At 48.0% G+C, this 17,888-nt stretch carries 15 protein-coding genes and 6 tRNA genes; 6 read left to right on the top strand and 15 right to left on the bottom strand.

Annotated features, from left to right (window positions below):
• The first annotated feature begins 154 nt into the window (after nucleotides 1-154).
• Together B8880_RS11435 and putP are read left to right on the top strand one after the other, a co-directional pair.
• Nucleotides 155-847 (top strand): YggS family pyridoxal phosphate-dependent enzyme, encoded by a 693-nt coding sequence (locus B8880_RS11435; RefSeq protein WP_084257726.1) that lies wholly within the window; start codon nucleotides 155-157, stop codon nucleotides 845-847.
• Nucleotides 848-910: 63 nt separating this feature from the next.
• Nucleotides 911-2,413, top strand: a complete 1,503-nt coding sequence (gene putP / locus B8880_RS11440; RefSeq protein ID WP_084257727.1) for a sodium/proline symporter PutP — start codon at nucleotides 911-913, stop codon at nucleotides 2,411-2,413.
• A 130-nt stretch (nucleotides 2,414-2,543) separates the two neighbouring features.
• Here putP and nadE read toward each other — a convergent pair whose 3' ends face one another.
• The 10 genes from nadE to nagB form a co-directional block, all read right to left on the bottom strand.
• Nucleotides 2,544-3,287: an NAD(+) synthase gene (gene nadE, locus B8880_RS11445; RefSeq protein WP_084257728.1), complete on the bottom strand. Its 744-nt coding sequence runs from the start codon at nucleotides 3,285-3,287 to the stop codon at nucleotides 2,544-2,546.
• A gap of 4 nt (nucleotides 3,288-3,291) precedes the next feature.
• The gene (locus tag B8880_RS11450; protein WP_084257729.1) at nucleotides 3,292-4,401 is read right to left on the bottom strand and encodes a nicotinate phosphoribosyltransferase; all 1,110 of its coding nucleotides are present in this window, start codon (nucleotides 4,399-4,401) and stop codon (nucleotides 3,292-3,294) included.
• 221 nt (nucleotides 4,402-4,622) lie between these two features.
• Nucleotides 4,623-4,709 (bottom strand) — tRNA-Leu (locus tag B8880_RS11455).
• A 25-nt stretch (nucleotides 4,710-4,734) separates the two neighbouring features.
• Nucleotides 4,735-4,809: transfer RNA gene (locus B8880_RS11460), tRNA-Gln, on the bottom strand.
• A gap of 40 nt (nucleotides 4,810-4,849) precedes the next feature.
• Nucleotides 4,850-4,924 (bottom strand) — tRNA-Gln (locus B8880_RS11465).
• A 28-nt stretch (nucleotides 4,925-4,952) separates the two neighbouring features.
• Nucleotides 4,953-5,037, bottom strand: a tRNA-Leu gene (locus B8880_RS11470).
• Between the two features lie 13 nt (nucleotides 5,038-5,050).
• Nucleotides 5,051-5,127, bottom strand: a tRNA-Met gene (locus B8880_RS11475).
• A 188-nt stretch (nucleotides 5,128-5,315) separates the two neighbouring features.
• Nucleotides 5,316-6,548, bottom strand: a complete 1,233-nt coding sequence (locus tag B8880_RS11480; RefSeq protein ID WP_418889022.1) for an ROK family protein — start codon at nucleotides 6,546-6,548, stop codon at nucleotides 5,316-5,318.
• A 142-nt stretch (nucleotides 6,549-6,690) separates the two neighbouring features.
• Nucleotides 6,691-7,842 (bottom strand): N-acetylglucosamine-6-phosphate deacetylase, encoded by a 1,152-nt coding sequence (gene nagA / locus B8880_RS11485; protein WP_084257731.1) that lies wholly within the window; start codon nucleotides 7,840-7,842, stop codon nucleotides 6,691-6,693.
• Nucleotides 7,843-7,852: 10 nt separating this feature from the next.
• On the bottom strand, nucleotides 7,853-8,656 hold the full coding sequence (gene nagB / locus B8880_RS11490; protein WP_084257732.1) for a glucosamine-6-phosphate deaminase: 804 nt from the start codon (nucleotides 8,654-8,656) through the stop codon (nucleotides 7,853-7,855).
• Between the two features lie 224 nt (nucleotides 8,657-8,880).
• Between nagB and nagE the strand changes: the two genes are divergently transcribed.
• Nucleotides 8,881-10,350, top strand: coding sequence for an N-acetylglucosamine-specific PTS transporter subunit IIBC (nagE, locus tag B8880_RS11495; RefSeq protein WP_084257733.1), 1,470 nt, complete (start codon nucleotides 8,881-8,883; stop codon nucleotides 10,348-10,350).
• 138 nt (nucleotides 10,351-10,488) lie between these two features.
• Nucleotides 10,489-10,926 (top strand): hypothetical protein, encoded by a 438-nt coding sequence (locus B8880_RS11500; RefSeq protein ID WP_084257734.1) that lies wholly within the window; start codon nucleotides 10,489-10,491, stop codon nucleotides 10,924-10,926.
• A gap of 21 nt (nucleotides 10,927-10,947) precedes the next feature.
• Here the strand turns inward: B8880_RS11500 and B8880_RS11505 are convergent.
• The 4 genes from B8880_RS11505 to rpsU all read right to left on the bottom strand — a co-directional run bounded on the left by B8880_RS11505 (nucleotide 10,948) and on the right by rpsU (nucleotide 15,294).
• A tRNA-Ile gene (locus B8880_RS11505) sits at nucleotides 10,948-11,024 on the bottom strand.
• Nucleotides 11,025-11,188: 164 nt separating this feature from the next.
• Nucleotides 11,189-13,048 (bottom strand): RNA polymerase sigma factor RpoD, encoded by a 1,860-nt coding sequence (gene rpoD / locus B8880_RS11510; RefSeq protein WP_084257735.1) that lies wholly within the window; start codon nucleotides 13,046-13,048, stop codon nucleotides 11,189-11,191.
• A 111-nt stretch (nucleotides 13,049-13,159) separates the two neighbouring features.
• Nucleotides 13,160-14,920 carry a DNA primase gene (gene dnaG, locus B8880_RS11515; RefSeq protein ID WP_084257736.1) on the bottom strand — a complete coding sequence of 587 codons (1,761 nt, stop codon included), beginning with the start codon at nucleotides 14,918-14,920 and terminating at the stop codon, nucleotides 13,160-13,162.
• A 158-nt stretch (nucleotides 14,921-15,078) separates the two neighbouring features.
• Complete coding sequence (gene rpsU, locus B8880_RS11520) at nucleotides 15,079-15,294, bottom strand: 30S ribosomal protein S21 (protein ID WP_034614227.1); 216 nt, start codon at nucleotides 15,292-15,294, stop codon at nucleotides 15,079-15,081.
• A gap of 265 nt (nucleotides 15,295-15,559) precedes the next feature.
• On the opposite strand from rpsU, the gene tsaD reads away from it, so the two are divergent.
• Both tsaD and B8880_RS11530 read left to right on the top strand, forming a co-directional pair.
• Nucleotides 15,560-16,585 carry a tRNA (adenosine(37)-N6)-threonylcarbamoyltransferase complex transferase subunit TsaD gene (gene tsaD, locus B8880_RS11525; protein WP_084257737.1) on the top strand — a complete coding sequence of 342 codons (1,026 nt, stop codon included), beginning with the start codon at nucleotides 15,560-15,562 and terminating at the stop codon, nucleotides 16,583-16,585.
• 41 nt (nucleotides 16,586-16,626) lie between these two features.
• The gene (locus B8880_RS11530; RefSeq protein ID WP_084257738.1) at nucleotides 16,627-17,142 is read left to right on the top strand and encodes an HdeD family acid-resistance protein; all 516 of its coding nucleotides are present in this window, start codon (nucleotides 16,627-16,629) and stop codon (nucleotides 17,140-17,142) included.
• A 67-nt stretch (nucleotides 17,143-17,209) separates the two neighbouring features.
• On the opposite strand, the gene plsY is transcribed toward B8880_RS11530, so the two are convergent.
• The gene (plsY, locus tag B8880_RS11535; protein WP_084257739.1) at nucleotides 17,210-17,809 is read right to left on the bottom strand and encodes a glycerol-3-phosphate 1-O-acyltransferase PlsY; all 600 of its coding nucleotides are present in this window, start codon (nucleotides 17,807-17,809) and stop codon (nucleotides 17,210-17,212) included.
• Between the last annotated feature and the right edge of the window lie 79 nt (nucleotides 17,810-17,888).

The raw sequence follows: 17,888 nt of genomic DNA on the forward strand, positions 1-17,888 counted from the left end.
TGTCAATAAAAAGTTGGAGAAAGACAAAAAATACTGATAAATCAACTATAGCGTAGCGATTTTTAGCCTAAACAACCACTCTTATTTAGACAGCCCCGCCATTCCACGCTAGAATAACCGCACTTTTTTATTTAACCCCAAGCACAATTCAGCCATGTCCATTCAACACAATCTCTCTGAAATTCATCAGCAAATCGCCGATTGCTGCCAACAAACAAACCGCACTTTGGGCAGTGTGAAACTACTGGCAGTGAGCAAAACCAAGTCCCTTGCTGCGATTGAAGAGGCAATTCAAGCCGGACAACAGGCATTCGGTGAAAATTATGTGCAGGAAGGCGTAGAAAAAATCCAATATTTTCAAGCAAAAAACGTCAATTTAGAATGGCATTTTATCGGGCCGCTGCAATCCAATAAAAGCCGTTTGGTGGCGGAACATTTCGATTGGATCGAAACCGTGGATCGGCTGAAAATCGCCGCTCGCCTCAGCCAACAACGCCCGACCGCACTTGCGCCGTTAAATGTGCTGATTCAAATTAATATCAGCGCCGAAACCTCTAAATCGGGGATTGCAGCGAACGAATTACTGCCGCTTGCCGAAAAGATTGTCGCCTTGCCCAATTTACGCCTGCGCGGCTTGATGGCGATTCCGCAAGACAGCGATGATCCGGCTGTGCAACAACAGGCTTTCAGCCGAATGCAGCAGCTGTTTCGACAACTGCAACTTGCCCTGCCTGAACAGCAAATCGACACCTTGTCATTAGGCATGAGCGGCGATATGGCGATGGCGATAAAGTGCGGTTCAACCCAAGTGCGGATCGGCACGGCAATTTTTGGCGCGAGAAACTAACCGTCTAAGTCAAATCAATGCTATACTTTGCCCCTTTTTAAAAATTCTGCATAGGATCTGTTTATGTTTGGATACGATCCAACGATTATTACGTTTACGATTTATATTATCGGCATGCTGCTGATTGGGGTACTGGCGTACCGTTATACTAATAATTTATCCGACTACATTCTTGGCGGCCGCAGTTTGGGCGGTTTTGTCACCGGTATGTCCGCCGGTGCGTCGGATATGTCCGGCTGGTTATTGATGGGACTGCCCGGTGCGGTCTATGCCGCCGGTCTGGTTGAGGCTTGGATTGCCATCGGCTTGACTATCGGCGCTTATTTGAACTGGTACTTCGTTGCCGGACGGCTGCGGGTGTTTACCGAAACCCACGATAATGCGCTGACCTTGCCGGAATATTTCCAAGCCCGTTTCGGCGCCGAACACAAAATGTTAAAAATCATCGCTGCGGCGATTATCCTGTTTTTCTTCACCATCTACTGCTCGGCCGGTGTCGTCGCCGGAGCACGCCTGTTTGAAAATCTGTTCGGCACGCCTTACCAGACCGCACTTTGGTACGGTGCGCTGGCCACGATTATTTACACCTTTATCGGCGGCTTCTTGGCGGTCAGCTGGACAGATACCGTGCAAGCGACCTTAATGGTACTCGCCTTGATTATTACGCCGGTGATGGTGCTGTTTGCCATTGGCGGTATTGATGAATTGCCTGCGGTATTGGCCGCCGCCGGTGACGATGTAGGCCGTAATTTTACCGATATGTGGAGCGGTACGTCACTGCTCGGGTTGCTGAGCCTGATGGCGTGGGGTTTGGGCTATTTCGGACAACCGCACATCTTGGCACGCTTTATGGCGGCGGAAAACGTACACGCGCTGACCAGTGGGCGGCGGATCGGAATGTCATGGATGATTTTCTGCCTGCTTGGTGCGGTCGGTGTCGGTTTTTTCGGAATTGCCTATTTCTATGCCAATCCGGAACTGGCAAGTGCGGTCAACAGCAACCGCGAGCAGATTTTTATCGAATTGGCGCGCCATTTGTTTAATCCATGGATTGCCGGTATTTTACTGTCTGCAATCCTTGCTGCGGTGATGAGCACCCTAAGTTGCCAGCTATTGATCTCCTCCAGCGCGATTACCGAAGATTTCTACCGCGGCTTTATCAAACCGAATGCCAGCGATAAAGAACTGGTTTGGCTTGGGCGCGCCATGGTGTTAGTCATTGCGATCATTGCGATTGCAATTGCACAAAATCCGCAAAGTCAGGTGCTAAAGCTGGTCGAACACGCTTGGGCAGGCTTCGGCAGTGCATTCGGCCCCTTGGTTTTATTCTCTTTATTTTGGAAACGCACCAATTCCGGCGGTGCTATGGCCGGTATGCTGACCGGCGCATTAGTCGTCACTTTCTGGAATGAGCTAGTGCCAAATAGCGGTGTTTATGAAATGATTCCGGGCTTCTTGCTGTCTTCGGCTGCGATCGTGATCGGTTCGTTAATCAGCGGCAAACCAAACGCCGCTGTAATTCAAAATTACGAACAGGCGCAAACGGACTATAAGGCCGGTTTATAACCACAATCATCTCGACAACCCAAAATAACATGCCGCTCGGTGCAAACTGAACGGCATTTTTTGATGCTGCTTATGCTATGACAAATTATGTTATGACAAAGTCCAAAACCGCACTTTTAGCCCTAACCGATTACACTTCAGTCGGTTTCTTGGGTGCCGGTGCCAGCATGCGTTTATGGTGCGAACGGTTATGCCAGAAATCAATCTGCCGCTGCGCCTGTGGCGAAACGCTTTCACCACGCAGGAAAGCGTCGATTTCGGCATAGCTCACCCCCATTTCGTCTTCGTCGGTCTGCCCTTGCCACAAACCGGCGCTCGGCGCTTTGTCCAGCACCGCTTGCGGCACGTTTAGCAAACGCCCCAACTCAAAAACCTGCTCTTTGCGCAGCTGCACCAACGGCACCACATCAACTCCGCCGTCACCGTATTTGGTGAAATAGCCGGTATGCCATTCCGCCGCATTGTCGGTGCCGACCACAATCGCCTGCCGGTTTTGCGCCGCCGCATAGAGGGCAACCATGCGCAGCCGTGCCTGCACATTGCCGGCAATCACATTTTGCCGCTCGGCATCGTCACGGAACAATGGCTGCATACTTTGCATAAAAGTGCGGTACGTTTCACTGATCGGCACTTCAATCACCGCACAGCCGGCATTGTCTGCCACCGTATAAGCGTCTTGAATATCCTGCGCAGAAGTGGTTTGCGACGGCAAAATCACGCCCTGCACCGGTGCGCCGGTTTTCATCAGCAAATGTACCGCCACTGCCGAGTCAATCCCGCCGCTGATCCCGATCACATAGCCTTTTGCGCCATAAAATTGGCGTTGCTGTTCCAGCCATTCGACCAGATAATCCGCATATTGCCGTAACTGCATACTCTTACTCCTGCTCCGCCGTATATTCCACCGCGTGCAAACGCGGGTTAAAGTGATACTTACGCCCCTGTTTAGCCTGTTCTTCGCCGTTTAAACGCACACAATCGCCGGTGAAACCGATATTCACTTTCAATAAATTGGAACCGACACCGTAGGAATCGACCGGCGTGCCCAACTGCTCGAATAACTTGATTTTTGTCGAATCGAAGCCGCCGCTGACGATAATTTTCACATGCTGAAATCCTTCGGCGTCCAAATGGCGGCGTAATAATTTAATCAAACGCGGATTGGTACCGCGCAAATCGTATTGCCCGAATTCATGCTGGTTTTTCAGGAAATATTGATCGACCATATTGGCGGAGGTATCAACCCGTACGCCGTACAATTTTTCCCCAAAGTGACGGGCAACGTTCAACGAATCTTCGATCACGTTATTATTGTAATCGACCAACGCCACCAGATTATCATGCGGAAAGGTCGCCAAATAGGCTTCGCAAGCCTGAATCAGATCGCCGTTAAACAGCTGAATCAAGGCATGCGGCATCGTACCGACACCTTCGGTTCCCCACCATTCGTTCATCGCATAGGTTGCCTGTGCGCTCATGCCGCCGATATAAGCCGCATAACCGTCACCGGCCTGCTGCGAATAGTGATCGTCGCGATCGCCCATAAAAATCACCTGCTTCTCGCCCGCCGCCTGCACCACATTATACACATGGGTCGCGACCGACGTGCGGCGCGCCAAAATGCCGTCGATAATCCCTTCCAGATAACCGAAGTCTTCATAATAACCTTCGATCATCAGCACGGTTTCAAACGGGGAAATCTTATCGCCGTCATTCAGCGCCCAGATTTTAAGATTTTGCGGATTCGCGGCAAAGGTGTGCAGCAGCGCAATCGCCTCGTCCATACCACAGACAATAGCTTCATTTTTCTGGAAAAATTGCATCGTCACTGTTTGCTTAGGAATACGATTTGCTACAATTTTTGTCGTTTTTAAGAAATAAACCGCAGAAAACCAACCGTCTTTGATCCGCTGATCAAACTTGAAAGTGCGGTTAGTCAGCCTTGCCAGCTTGCCTTTTTGTTTTAACTCGAATTCTTTTTCACACATTATTCTTTCCCAACCTGATTAAAAATAAAAAGTATATGCTACAAAAAATAGATGTAGGTTAATTTGAACCTTTTTTATGTATTAATCAAGCGGTATTTTAATAAAATGCGCAGTGTATCAAACCATTCAGAGGAATAGAGAATAAAAAACTAACGAAATGGAAAGCCGACAAAAAGAAAAGACAATTAAAATGTGGAATTTTTAGAACAATCAGAAAAGAATGGTGCGGAAGGGGGGACTTGAACCCCCACACCCGTTAAGGCTCTAAGACCTGAACCTAGCGCGTCTACCAATTTCGCCACTTCCGCAATTTGGATTGAATGTTTTGTTTAATGGCTGGGGTACTAGGATTCGAACCTAGGAATGCTGAGATCAAAACCCAGTGCCTTACCGCTTGGCGATACCCCAATAAAACAAAAATTCCGTTATTTGATATAAGATCAGTTGATGGCTGGGGTACTAGGATTCGAACCTAGGAATGCTGAGATCAAAACCCAGTGCCTTACCGCTTGGCGATACCCCATCTATAACCTTGCAAACCTTGAAATGAATGGTGCGGGAAGAGGGACTTGAACCCACACACCTCGCGGCGCCAGAACCTAAATCTGGTGCGTCTACCAATTTCGCCATTCCCGCGCTCAAGAAAATATGGTGGCTATGACGGGATTCGAACCTGTGACCCCAACATTATGAGTGTTGTGCTCTAACCAACTGAGCTACATAGCCATTCATTTACTTTCTGCGTTCACCTCATCGGTTTTGCGGGGCTAATTATGCTAAGATCAGCCCTACTCGTCAACCGTTTTTTAGTAAAAAAACACTTTTTTTATCTATTCGGACACAGATTAACCAGTTTAATCACTTGCCGCACAATTTACAATCGAATTTTTGCAAAATCCCCCGAACAAATGGATTTAATCCACCGACTCGTCCAGCAATTGAATCAACAATTCCCCGTTCCATAACGCCCGTTTGATGAGGGCAAACGCGCCGATAACATCATCATGCGCCAATTCCGAAGCTTCCAGCATGGTATTTTCCACAAAGTGCGGTAGCGCCGTTGCCCGTAATGTACGTTCGATTGCCGGAAACAAAACCTTTTGCGCTTGGGTGATTTCTCCGGATAAAATAATTTTTTCCGGATTCAGCAGATTGCTGCACACCGCCAAAACCTGCCCGATGTGGCGGCCGAGCTTTTGAAACAGTTCGACCAGCAGCGGATCGCCTTGGTTTACGCCATGGCAAATTGCCGCTAAATCAAACTGTTGCAAAGAAACCCATTCGCTTTGGTGTCCCTGCTGTAACAATTGGCGCACGCTATCTTCAATCGCCTGATTGCTGACAATGGTTTCCAGACAACCGAAATTACCGCACTTGCAACGTTTCCCCAGCGGATCGACTTGGGTGTGGCCGATTTCCCCCAGATTGCTTTTACTGCCGCTCAACACCGTTTTGTTGAAAATGATTCCGGCGGCGACTCCACGGTGAATGCGTAACAAAATCGAATCGCTGGTATCCCGGGTTTTACCGAAATAGAATTCTGCCAACGCCAATGCCCTGACATCATGGCCGATAAAAACCGGAATATTCACCTGCTGCCGAATCTTTTCAGCCAATTTCCAAGGCTTTTCCAAGTTGAATTGCGGCATATAACGGATCGTGTTGTTATCCTGATCCACAAATCCGGGCACGGTGATACCGCAAGCAATAATGTGTAAATCGGGGCGTTGCAGCGAACTTAAGGTTTGCCGAATTAGGGTGATGAGATAACGTTCCAATCCTTCCAGCGATTGATCGGTTTTCAGTTGATACTTCTGTTTGAACAAAATATGGGTGGTCAAATCCATAACCGCAATCGTGACCGTGGTCCGCCCTAAACGGATCAGCAAATTGGCAAATTTTTCCCGTTCCGCCACAATGGAAATCGCCCGCCGCCCGCCGGTGGATTCCTGCTGGGCGACCTCTTTGATCAAGCCGAAACGGAGTAAATTGCGGGTGATTTTCGTCACACTGGCCGCCGCCAAGCCGCTCATTTCAGACACTTGAATGCGGGAAATCGGGCCGTGTTGATCAATCAAACGATACACCAGCGCACCGTTCGCCTGCTTCACAAAATCGACATTGACTATTTGCATTTGGTTATTCACTGTCATCTTTACCCTTACATTTTTCGCCGATGCTCATGCAGATTGGCGGTTCTTCAGCTCTTCCCTATGTAAAAAGTGCGGTATAGTTCCTTCCATACCGCACTTTAGCGCATTCTTATTATAGAAATTATTATATTATCAATTAATTATAATAATGCAATACGCCGTTGACTGCGGTTGCCGACACTTGGAAACGGTGATCAAACACCGTCAAATTCGCCACTTTTCCAGCTTCAATCGATCCCAAAGTGCGGTCGACGCCAATCGCTTTTGCCGGATAAAGCGAACACATTCGCAGCGCTTCCGCCAAGTCGATACCAACCTGTTCCACTAAGTTCTGCACCGATTCAATCATCGTGATCGCCGAGCCGCCAAGGCTGCCGGTTTTCTCATCATAACACTTGCCGTCTTTAACGATCACTTTGGTGCCGACAAAATCAAACCATTCGATATCGGCGCCGGCGGCTGCCGTTGCATCGGTGACGACGACAAGTTTTTCGCCTTTGAGCTGTTTGGCAAAACGGATATTCGACCACGTTACATGCAAACCGTCCACGATAATGCCGGTGTAAATATCCGAATCCAGCACCGCACCGACCACGCCCATATCGCGCCCCGAACTGATCGGCGACATCGCATTATGCAAATGGGTGGCAAAGCCGATCCCCTCTGCGATCCGCTGTTTTGCCAGCGCATAATCCGCATTGGAGTGCCCCAACGAAACCAAAATGCCGCTGTCGGTAAAGCGTTGCACATAATTGGCGGCTTCGTTTTCCGCCGCAATAGTAAGTTTGGTGATGACATCGCCGTTGGCACACAGAAATTCCAGCATTTCAGGAGAAATCTGGCGGATATATTGCGGACGGTGCACGCCTTTTTTCTCCAAACTGAGATAAGGCCCTTCCAAATGCAGCCCCAGCGCCTGATTGGCATTGTCGCTGTCCTGCAAATAGTCGCGCATCACCGCTACCGCACTTTTCATGCCCTCGTCCGGTGCAGTAATAAAAGTCGGCAGATAGCTGGTGCAGCCGTAGCGCATATTGGTTTGCTGCATAGTGTGCAAGGTTTCGACGGTAGTGTCTAAATTGAACATCACACCGCCTGCACCATTGAGTTGCAGATCGATAAAACCAGCACTGAGATTTTTACCTTGCAAATCAATCTGTTCAATTGAACTTTCCAACTGATCTTGCTGAACAACCGCTTCAATCACGCCGTCATTTACAATCACCGCATGCTGATACAGCACCTTGTCGGCGGTGTAAACCACACCGTTGGTCAACGCATAACGCATAGTCGCCCCCTTAGGCTACACTGGCAATTTCAGCCGCTTCCAAATTGGTGAAATATTTGACGGTTTTCACTTTTAACTCCTGCGTTGCCGGTTCGTCACAGACCAAAACCGCTTTGGTGTGCATTTGCAGCGCACTGATTGTCCATAAGTGATTAACACAGCCTTCAACCCCAGCCTGCAAAGCCAACGCCTTATTATGCCCTGTTGCCAAAATCAGTACTTCTTCCGCATCTAATAAAGTCGCTACGCCGATGGTCAGCGCATATTTCGGCACTTTGCTCAGGTCATTGTCAAAGAAGCGGGAATTGGCGATCAGCGTGTCTTCGGTCAGCGTTTTAATCCGTGTTCTGGAGCTTAACGACGATCCCGGCTCGTTGAAGGCGATATGTCCGTCACTGCCGACACCGCCCATAAACAGGTGGATTTTGCCGTAAGAGCGGATTTTTTCTTCATATTGACGGCACTCTTGGTCGTGATCGGCGGTGTTGCCATTCAAAATATTGACATTTTGCGGCTGCACGTCAACATGATTAAAAAAGTTCTCCCACATAAAGGTATGATAGCTCTGTTCGTGATCCTGCGGCAAACCGACGTATTCGTCCATGTTAAAGGTCACCACATTTTTAAAACTGACCGCGCCTTGTTGATATAATTTGATCAGCTCTTTATAGGTCTGCAACGGCGTACTGCCGGTCGGCAGCCCCAACACAAACGGTTTTTCAGCGGTCGGCTGAAACGCATTAATTTTTTTGACAATATAATTCGCCGCCCAACGGCTCACTTGCGCAGCGCTCTTTAATGGAATTAATCTCATCTTGCTTCTCCTTTCCTTTCAATAATACAGCGTGGATAAAAACTGGATCAATTTAATCATTTTTTTTAATGAAAATCAAGATTGATTTCAGTCACATTTTTTATAGAAAAAACTTGCAATGCTCCATCAGAAAAGTCAGTATATTAGAGCCTTACCCTAAAGATATTTTTTGATAAAAAATATATCATTCATTTGTTCGCTAAACCCTTGAGAGAGGTTGAGTTATGTCTATCCTGAGTTATTTACAACGCATCGGACGAGCCTTAATGGTTCCCGTCGCGGCACTACCGGCAGCCGCCATTTTGATGGGGATCGGCTATTGGCTTGATCCTAACGGCTGGGGCGCAGACAGCCAATTGGCCGCATTGCTAATCAAATCCGGCGCCGCCATTATTGATAATATGTCATTGCTGTTCGCCGTCGGTGTGGCGTTCGGTATGTCAGAAGACAAGCACGGTTCCGCCGCCTTATCCGGCTTAGTCGGATTTATGGTTGTCACCACCCTGCTGTCACCCGGTGCGGTCGCACAATTGGAAGGGATCGCAATTGATCAAGTTCCCGCCGCTTTCGGCAAAATCAACAACCAATTTGTCGGTATTTTAGTCGGTGCGATTTCAGCCGCTATCTACAACCGCTACTATAAAACGGAACTGCCGGCGGCACTAGCATTTTTCAGCGGTAAACGCCTGGTACCGATTTTAGTTTCCATTGCTGCTATCGTCTTATCATTTATTTTGCTTTACGTCTGGCCGGTGATTTTCGGCGGCTTGGTCGGCTTCGGTGAATCCATCAAAGATATGGGCGCAGTCGGTGCCGGTATCTACGGCTTCTTCAACCGGTTATTGATTCCAATCGGTTTGCACCATGCCCTGAACTCGGTATTCTGGTTCGACGTTGCCGGTATCAACGACATTCCTAACTTCCTCGGCGGCGCACAATCTTTGGCGGAAGGCCGCGCGGTGCTAGGCGTGACCGGTATGTACCAAGCCGGTTTCTTCCCGATTATGATGTTCGGCTTGCCTGGCGCCGCATTGGCGATTTACCACATGGCAAGACCGGAAAACAAAACCAAAGTGGCTTCACTGATGATTGCCGCCGCCTTGGCATCGTTCTTCACCGGCATCACCGAACCGCTCGAATTCTCCTTTATGTTCGTTGCGCCGTTGTTATATGTTGTTCACGCTTTGCTGACCGGTATCTCGGTGTTCTTCGCCGCCACCATGCAATGGATTGCCGGTTTCGGCTTCAGCGCCGGTTTGGTCGATATGGTGCTGTCGTCACAAAATCCGCTGGCGCAAAATTGGTATATGCTGATTTTGCAAGGCTTGGTCTTCTCGGTTATTTACTATGTTATCTTTACCGCCTGTATCAAAATGTTCAGATTAAAAACGCCCGGACGGGAAGATATGCAAGATGAAGAAGCCGCGCAAACCGCCAATACCAGCCAAGCGGCAATCAACAAACGGGAAAAAGCGCAGCAATTTGTCGCAGCCTTAGGCGGCAAAGAGAATATCAGCAGCATTGATGCTTGTATCACCCGTTTACGTTTGGTGTTGCTTGATCGCAGTAAAATCAACGAGAAACAGCTGAAAGCGCTGGGTTCGAAAGGTAACGTGAAATTAGGTGACAATGCTTTACAAGTTATTTTAGGACCTGAAGCAGAAATTATTGCAGATGAAATGAAAACACTGTAGATTAGCCGACCTGCTTTAAAGTTGTACTGCACAACCGCACTTTTGCGATAAAAGTGCGGTTTGTTTTATTTTGAAAGAGTGTATTTAAACCGAACGTATTTAAAAACGTATCTAACAAGAAAATATTTGGAAAAAGCCATGAAAAAATATTTGATCTTATTGTCACCCTTTATGCTGGCTGCCTGTGTCCACCCGATGCAACACACAGCGCATAAGCATAATATGCCGACCAAAGACATGAAAACCGTTGAGGAATATCACAAGCAAGTGATGAGCGGCAACACCGCGCGCCAGCCAATGCAACACGATAATATTGCCTTAAACGGCAGCGATCATAAACCGCAGATACCGAACGCCAATATTTCTGCCCCAAGCTCCGCCGTTTGGCAGAAACAACTTCCGAAATATGAGCGCCAGATTTTCAGTCAAGGCACAAGCCAACGCAACACCACTATGCATAAAACTACGCACAAAACCACGGAAATCTTAAAAGATACTCCAACCGAAAAACAGACCAGAACGGTTGAAAAGTCAGAAACCAAATGGAATAGTAAAGGATTTTCGTTCGGACTGTAACGTTTAGACTATAAAATTTGATGGTGGCCCCAACAGGACTTGAACCTGTGACCAATCGATTATGAGTCGACTGCTCTGACCAACTGAGCTATGGGGCCTAAAAGATGGTTTATGCAGATGGCATAAAGAGCTGAGATTATAGAGGAATAGCGCAATCAAGTCTAGGCTGCACAAATCAGTTGACTAAAAAACAGACTTTATGCTGTCAAACAAAAAGAGCGGTGATCTTGCGATCAACCGCTCTTTGCGTCTTTAGCCGGCTTTATTCGTCTAAGAAGCTCTTCAGGTTCTCGGAGCGGCTAGGGTGGCGCAGTTTGCGCAGCGCCTTGGCTTCGATTTGACGAATCCGTTCACGGGTCACGTCAAACTGTTTACCCACTTCTTCCAACGTGTGGTCAGTGTTCATGTCAATACCGAAACGCATTCTCAGCACTTTGGCTTCACGCGGCGTTAAGCCGTCCAACACTTCTTGAGTCGCCATTTTCAGGCTTTCGGCGGTGGCGGAATCCAACGGCAGCTCTAAGGTGCTGTCTTCGATAAAGTCGCCCAAATGCGAATCGTCGTCGTCCCCGATCGGCGTTTCCATTGAGATCGGCTCTTTGGCAATTTTCAACACTTTACGGATTTTATCTTCCGGCATATTCATGCGTTCCGCCAACTCTTCCGGCGTGGCATCACGTCCCATTTCCTGTAACATTTGACGGGAAATGCGATTTAATTTATTAATCGTTTCAATCATATGCACCGGAATACGAATAGTGCGCGCCTGATCAGCGATCGAACGGGTGATCGCCTGACGAATCCACCAAGTCGCATAAGTGGAGAATTTATAACCGCGACGATATTCAAACTTATCCACCGCTTTCATCAAGCCGATATTGCCTTCTTGAATCAAATCCAAGAATTGCAAACCGCGATTGGTGTATTTTTTGGCAATCGAGATCACCAAACGTAAGTTGGCTTCCACCATCTCTTTTTTGGCGCGACGGGCTTTTAATTCGCCTTGCGAAATCCGTTCGCCGATTTCACGAATTTGCGCTACCGACAGGCTGCTGTCTTTCTCGATCACTTCAAATTTGCTGATGATCGTGCGAATTTCAGGCTCATAGCTTTTTAACTTCTCCGACCAAGGCTTACCAGCGCTGAGTGCTTTGACCAACCAGCCGTCGCTGGTTTCATGGCCGATAAACCCTTTCGGGAAGTAACTGCTCGGCACTTTGCTGTATTCGTTGACCAAACGGCGCAATAACCGCTCTTCGGTGCGGATACGTTTTAACATACCGCGCATTAACAACACTAAATTATCAAACTGTTTCGGCACCAAGCGGAATTGTTGGAACACATCGGACAGTACCGCAATGTGCTCTTTCGCTTTTTTGCTGGTACGACCGTGTTTTCTGATCACTTCCAGCGTGACACTGTACTGTTCTTTCAATTCGGCAAATTTTTGGCGGGCAAATTCCGGATCGATACTGTTGTCCGAATCATCGGCATCAGCGGAATCGGCTTCTTCGCTCTCTTCCTCATCGTCCAAATCATCAACAACCGCTGCGCTTTCGCTCTCTTCGTCATCAAAATTTTCAGCCAATTCCACCGCTTCTTCGGTAACAATATCACTCAAGTCCACAAAACCGGTTATCAGATCGGTTAAACGAATCGTGCCCGCTTCCACTTGATCATACTGTTCCAGCAAGGAGGTGATCGCTTCCGGATATTCGGCGACCGCACTTTGCACTTCGTTAATGCCTTCTTCGATACGTTTGGCAATATCAATTTCGCCTTCACGGGTCAGTAGTTCCACGCTGCCCATTTCACGCATATACATTCGCACCGGATCGGTGGTGCGGCCTAATTCGGCTTCTACGCTCGACAATACCTGCGTGGCTTCTTCCACCGCATCTTCATCGGCGATATTTTCATTCAACATCAAATCATCGGCATCCGGCGCGCTTTCCAGCACTTGAATCCCCATGTCGTTGATCATTTGAATAATATCTTCAATCTGCTCGGCATCGACCAATTCTTCAGGCAGGTGATCGTTCACCTCGGCAAAAGTCAAATAACCCTGTTCTTTTCCCTGAGCAATTAGCAATTTTAATTGAGATTTAGAGGTTTGCTCCATAAATTTGATATCCGCACTTATTGATTATTGAGGTTAAAAGGCAAATTATATACAGCCACGGATTATACCATAACTGCGTATTCTTACCCAACGTTATTCTTACCGGTAGGTTTACCCAACAGCTTTATTTGCCTGTAATAATGCTACTAATTCTTTTTTTTCTTCCAAACTCAAACTTTGGTTTCGGTCTTTGGCAATTAGCGATTCCATTCGTTTTTCAATCAACTGGTTATACAGATAACCCAAGTTATCCGCAAACGTCTTTTCAACGTTTTTATCACTGATAAGATGATCCCAAACCGCCAACATTTCAAGGGGCTTACTATTTTCTTTTCCGCGCCAATACTCCAAAATCTGTCCGGTGGTCAGCCCAACCCGATTTTGACACAAACTCGCCAACTCATAAAACAGCTGAAATCCGGGATCGTTCAGCGCACGCAACGGTTCGAGATCAGGGATATTGTCCACCAAACGCGGATTTTGCAGTAACAGCGCAATCACCAGCCGCATCGGGGTTTGTTTAATTTTAGGCTGCGCCGATACCGCACTTTCACTATTTTGGCTGCCGCCTTTCATTAATTGCTGTAACTGATTCGGATCAAGGATCCCCAGTTTACTGCCCAAAATTTCAACCAGATAGGTGCGCAACAACTTGCCCGGAATGCGCTGAATCAGCGGCTCGCTCAACGTTGCCAGTTTGGCTTTGCCTTCTTTACTGCTTAAATCAACCTGCGCCAACAACTGTTCAAACAGGAACTCGTTCAAATTTTTGGCTTGGCTGACAAACTGCAGAAATTCCGCTTTACCGACCTGACGGATATAGGAATCCGGATCTTCGCCGTCAGGCAAAAAGACAAATTTCAACTGCCGTCCGTCATGCAAGTGCGGTAAGGCATTTTCCAATGCACGCCACGCCGCATCGCGTCCCGCTCGATCGCCGTCATAACAACAGATAATCTGTTCGCAGCTGCGAAACAATTGATGGATCTGCTCTGCCGTGGTTGCCGTGCCTAATGCTGCGACCGCATTATTGACACCGAATTGCGCCAGCGCCACCACGTCCATATAGCCTTCCACAACCAATAAAAATTCCGGCTCGTCATTGTCCTGCAAGGCTTCGTATAAGCCATAAAGCTCATTGCCTTTGTGATAGATTGCCGTTTCCGGCGAATTCAGATATTTCGGTTTTTCATCACCCAACACCCGACCGCCGAAAGCGATTACCCGCCCACGACGATCACGGATCGGAAACATTAAACGGTTGCGAAAACGATCGTAAATATTACCGCGATCATTTTGCGACAACATGCCGGTGTCCAGCAATTGCTGTTGCAAGGCTTTACTGCCGCCAAAGCGCTTTAATACGGCGTCCATGCGGTTCGGGACAAAACCGATTTGATAACGCTGCACCACCTCGGCGGACAAACCGCGCTTTTCCACATAGGTCTGCGCCGGAATATCGCTTTGCAGATTTTGTTGATAAAAAACTGCGATCTCGTGCATCAGTTGATGTAAATCGCGTTTGCTTTGATAATTTAAATGCGAACCGCCCGCCTGATTAAATTTGCTTTGTTCGCGCGGCACGTCCAAACCATGGAGCGCAGCCAATTCTTCGATCGCTTCGACAAATTCCAGTTTGTCATATTCCATTAAAAAACCGATGGCATTGCCATGCGCGCCGCACCCAAAGCAGTGATAAAACTGTTTGTTCTGGCTAACGGTAAAAGAAGGCGTTTTCTCATGATGAAAAGGACAACAGGCTTGATAATCCCGTCCGGCTTTTTTCAGCTTTACCCGACCATTGATCAGCTCGACAATATCGGTGCGTGCCAGCAGATCATCAATAAACGTTCTTGGGATTGATCCTTTCATGTAATGCAGTTGCTCCGTTGTTATGGCTTAGCGGTTAAGCGACGAAACAGAAATCGATAAAAAGGAAGAAGACTAATGTAATAAAACCGTGAAGCCTGAGGAATCACGGTTTTATCGAATTTTAGCTATTCACCGAGCAGTGCGGTAACGAGCTGAAATTAGTATAAACGAGTGTGACGTGCGTTTTCGCGAGCCAATTTTTTAGCGTGACGTTTTTGCGCGGACGCTTTTTCACGTTTACGGATTGTTGTTGGCTTTTCATAGAATTCACGACTGCGAACTTCGGCTAAGATACCGGCTTTTTCGCATGAACGTTTGAAACGACGTAATGCTACGTCAAAGGATTCGTTTTCACGTACTTTAATTACAGGCATGTGCCATTCACCTCAAAGGAACTTTGTTATTTTAACTTAATTGCCGCACTTAAGGCGACAGGACTATATAAAGGTTTGCAATTCTAATGCAAAAGACAGGTAAAAGTCAAAGCAAAGTTTAGTCTTTTTGCTAAAAACTTGTCCGCTTTCTTACCGTCCTTACCTTGCCGGCGAAGTCCGGACAACCGCAGAAAGGTTGCATAGAAATGGCGGCATAGTAGAATAGCCGTTTATTCAGAGAAATTAAACCATAGGTATAACAAACATGCGGATTTTAGGTATTGAAACTTCCTGCGATGAAACCGGTGTTGCCATTTATGACGGGCAACGGGGGCTTATCGCCAATCAATTATACTCACAAATCGCCTTGCACGCCGATTACGGCGGCGTCGTGCCGGAGCTTGCCTCACGTGATCATATCCGCAAAACCGCCCCCTTGATTCAAGCCGCCTTGCAAGAGGCGAACCTGACCGCCGCCGAGATTGACGGCGTGGCTTATACCGCCGGTCCGGGCTTGGTCGGTGCATTACTGGTGGGAGCGACTATTGCCCGCTCGTTGGCGTATGCCTGGCAAGTTCCCGCATTGGGAGTTCACCATATGGAAGGCCATCTGCTCGCACCGATGCTGGAAGATAATCCACCGGAATTTCCATTTATCGCACTGCTGGTTTCAGGCGGACACACACAATTGGTGCAAGTGGACGGCGTAGGGCAATATCAACTGCTCGGCGAATCAATCGATGATGCCGCCGGCGAGGCTTTCGATAAAACCGCCAAACTGCTCGGCTTGGATTATCCCGGCGGTGCCGCATTGGCAAAATTGGCGCAAAACGGCAAAGTGCGGTTTAAATTTCCGCGCCCGATGACCGATCGTCCGGGCTTGGATTTTAGCTTTTCCGGCTTGAAAACCTTTGCCGCCAACACCATCAACAATAACGTTCAAGACGACCAAACCCGCGCCGATATTGCCTTTGCCTTTCAAGAAGCGGTGGTCGATACCCTGATGATCAAATGCCGCCGTGCGCTGCAACAAACCGGTTTAAAACGCTTGGTGATTGCCGGCGGCGTCAGTGCCAATACCGCACTTCGCCATGGATTAGCCGAATTAATGCAGCAGATCGGCGGAGAGGTGTTTTATCCGCAACCGCAATTTTGCACCGACAACGGCGCAATGATTGCCTACGCCGGATTTTTACGCTTAAAGAGCGGTCAGCAATCGGATTTGAGCATTGAGGTGCGCCCGCGTTGGAATATGACGGAACTTCCGCCGTTAACACGCAAGCTAATTTAATGATTTGATTAAACGACTTTGATTAAACAAAAAAGGAAATAATGATGAAAAGTTGGCACACTTGGTTAATAATCGGTTGTATTTCAATCCTGTTCGGGCTATTTGCGATTATCAACCCGTTCGCCGCCAGCATTGCGGTGGAACAGTTGATTTCGTGGATTTTTATCGTGATCGGCTTGATTCAAATCTACTCGGCATGGAAAACCCAGCGTTTCTCTTGGGTGATGTTGTCCGGCGTAATCGGCTTGCTGGTCGGCTTGGTAATGTTAACCAATCCGCTTGAAACCTTGCTTTCGCTCACCGCCACGATTTCTATTTTATTGCTGTTAATCGGTGGCGCCAAATTGCTGGCGTCATGGCGCCTGCGCGCCACTCCGTTTTTCGGCTTCGTGATGTTCTCAGGTTTGCTTTCGATACTGATTTCCATCGTCATCTTCGCCAACCTGCCGAACGCCGCCGCCATGCTGCTTGGCTTGCTGCTGGCAATCGAACTGATCTCCAACGGCATTTCGCTACTCACCTATGCGGTGATTATCAAGAAAATGGAACAGGAATAGCCATTTAATCCACCTGCTGTAAGTATGGGGAATCTTTCCCCATTCTCTTCATGATCTTTTACAGATGCTATTTTTTCTTAAACTTATCCCACATTTTCCCTTCTTGTCCGCGCCATAGGCGTTGGATATTTTCGTGGTGGCGGTAGATTAATAAGCAACAGACGAGGGCGACGGGGAAAGTGAATTCCGGTTTGAACAGATAAACGTATAACGGCACCAAAAGTGCGGTAAGTACTGCGCTGAGTGAGGAATAGCCGCTGATGAGAAATACCAGAAGCCAAGTGCCGAACATACTGCCTGCCACGCCCCATGCGATTGGGGCGATTGCACCGAAAGCAGTGGCAACGCCTTTGCCGCCTTTGAAGCCGAAAAATAGCGGAAAACAGTGTCCTAAACAGGCGGCAAGTGCCACCATGCCCAGTTCAAATTGGGTCAGATTTAAGTAATAGCCCGCCCAAACCGGCAACATGCCTTTCAACATATCAAACAGCAACACCGCTGCTGCCGCCCATTTTCCACCGTTGCGCAAAACATTGGTCGCCCCGGGATTGCCAGAACCGGCGGTGCGGGGATCGGGCAAACCGGCGAGACGGGAGATCAAAATCGCGCTGGAGATCGATCCGATTAAATAGGCAAAAATCATATAAAAAACGGCAAACAGGCTCATGGCGACCTCGCGGTATTAGCAATAAAATTTGAGAATATCATTCATTGTACCCAAAATCGGTGGCATAATCTGCGTTAAA

It is taken from the genome of Pasteurella testudinis DSM 23072 (assembly GCF_900176075.1).
GTDB classification, from domain to species: Bacteria; Pseudomonadota; Gammaproteobacteria; order Enterobacterales; family Pasteurellaceae; genus Chelonobacter; species Chelonobacter testudinis.

Excerpts from the sequence above, each read along its gene's own strand:
- B8880_RS11435 (WP_084257726.1), top strand. The coding sequence starts at position 155 with ATGTCCATTCAACACAATCTCTCTGAAATTCATCAGCAAATCGCCGAT.
- putP (WP_084257727.1), top strand. The coding sequence starts at position 911 with ATGTTTGGATACGATCCAACGATTATTACGTTTACGATTTATATTATC.
- nadE (WP_084257728.1), bottom strand. The coding sequence starts at position 3,287 with ATGCAGTTACGGCAATATGCGGATTATCTGGTCGAATGGCTGGAACAG.
- B8880_RS11450 (WP_084257729.1), bottom strand. The coding sequence starts at position 4,401 with ATGTGTGAAAAAGAATTCGAGTTAAAACAAAAAGGCAAGCTGGCAAGG.
- nagA (WP_084257731.1), bottom strand. The coding sequence starts at position 7,842 with ATGCGTTATGCGTTGACCAACGGTGTGGTTTACACCGCCGACAAGGTG.
- nagB (WP_084257732.1), bottom strand. The coding sequence starts at position 8,656 with ATGAGATTAATTCCATTAAAGAGCGCTGCGCAAGTGAGCCGTTGGGCG.
- nagE (WP_084257733.1), top strand. The coding sequence starts at position 8,881 with ATGTCTATCCTGAGTTATTTACAACGCATCGGACGAGCCTTAATGGTT.
- B8880_RS11500 (WP_084257734.1), top strand. The coding sequence starts at position 10,489 with ATGAAAAAATATTTGATCTTATTGTCACCCTTTATGCTGGCTGCCTGT.
- rpoD (WP_084257735.1), bottom strand. The coding sequence starts at position 13,048 with ATGGAGCAAACCTCTAAATCTCAATTAAAATTGCTAATTGCTCAGGGA.
- dnaG (WP_084257736.1), bottom strand. The coding sequence starts at position 14,920 with ATGAAAGGATCAATCCCAAGAACGTTTATTGATGATCTGCTGGCACGC.
- rpsU (WP_034614227.1), bottom strand. The coding sequence starts at position 15,294 with ATGCCTGTAATTAAAGTACGTGAAAACGAATCCTTTGACGTAGCATTA.
- tsaD (WP_084257737.1), top strand. The coding sequence starts at position 15,560 with ATGCGGATTTTAGGTATTGAAACTTCCTGCGATGAAACCGGTGTTGCC.
- B8880_RS11530 (WP_084257738.1), top strand. The coding sequence starts at position 16,627 with ATGATGAAAAGTTGGCACACTTGGTTAATAATCGGTTGTATTTCAATC.
- plsY (WP_084257739.1), bottom strand. The coding sequence starts at position 17,809 with ATGAGCCTGTTTGCCGTTTTTTATATGATTTTTGCCTATTTAATCGGA.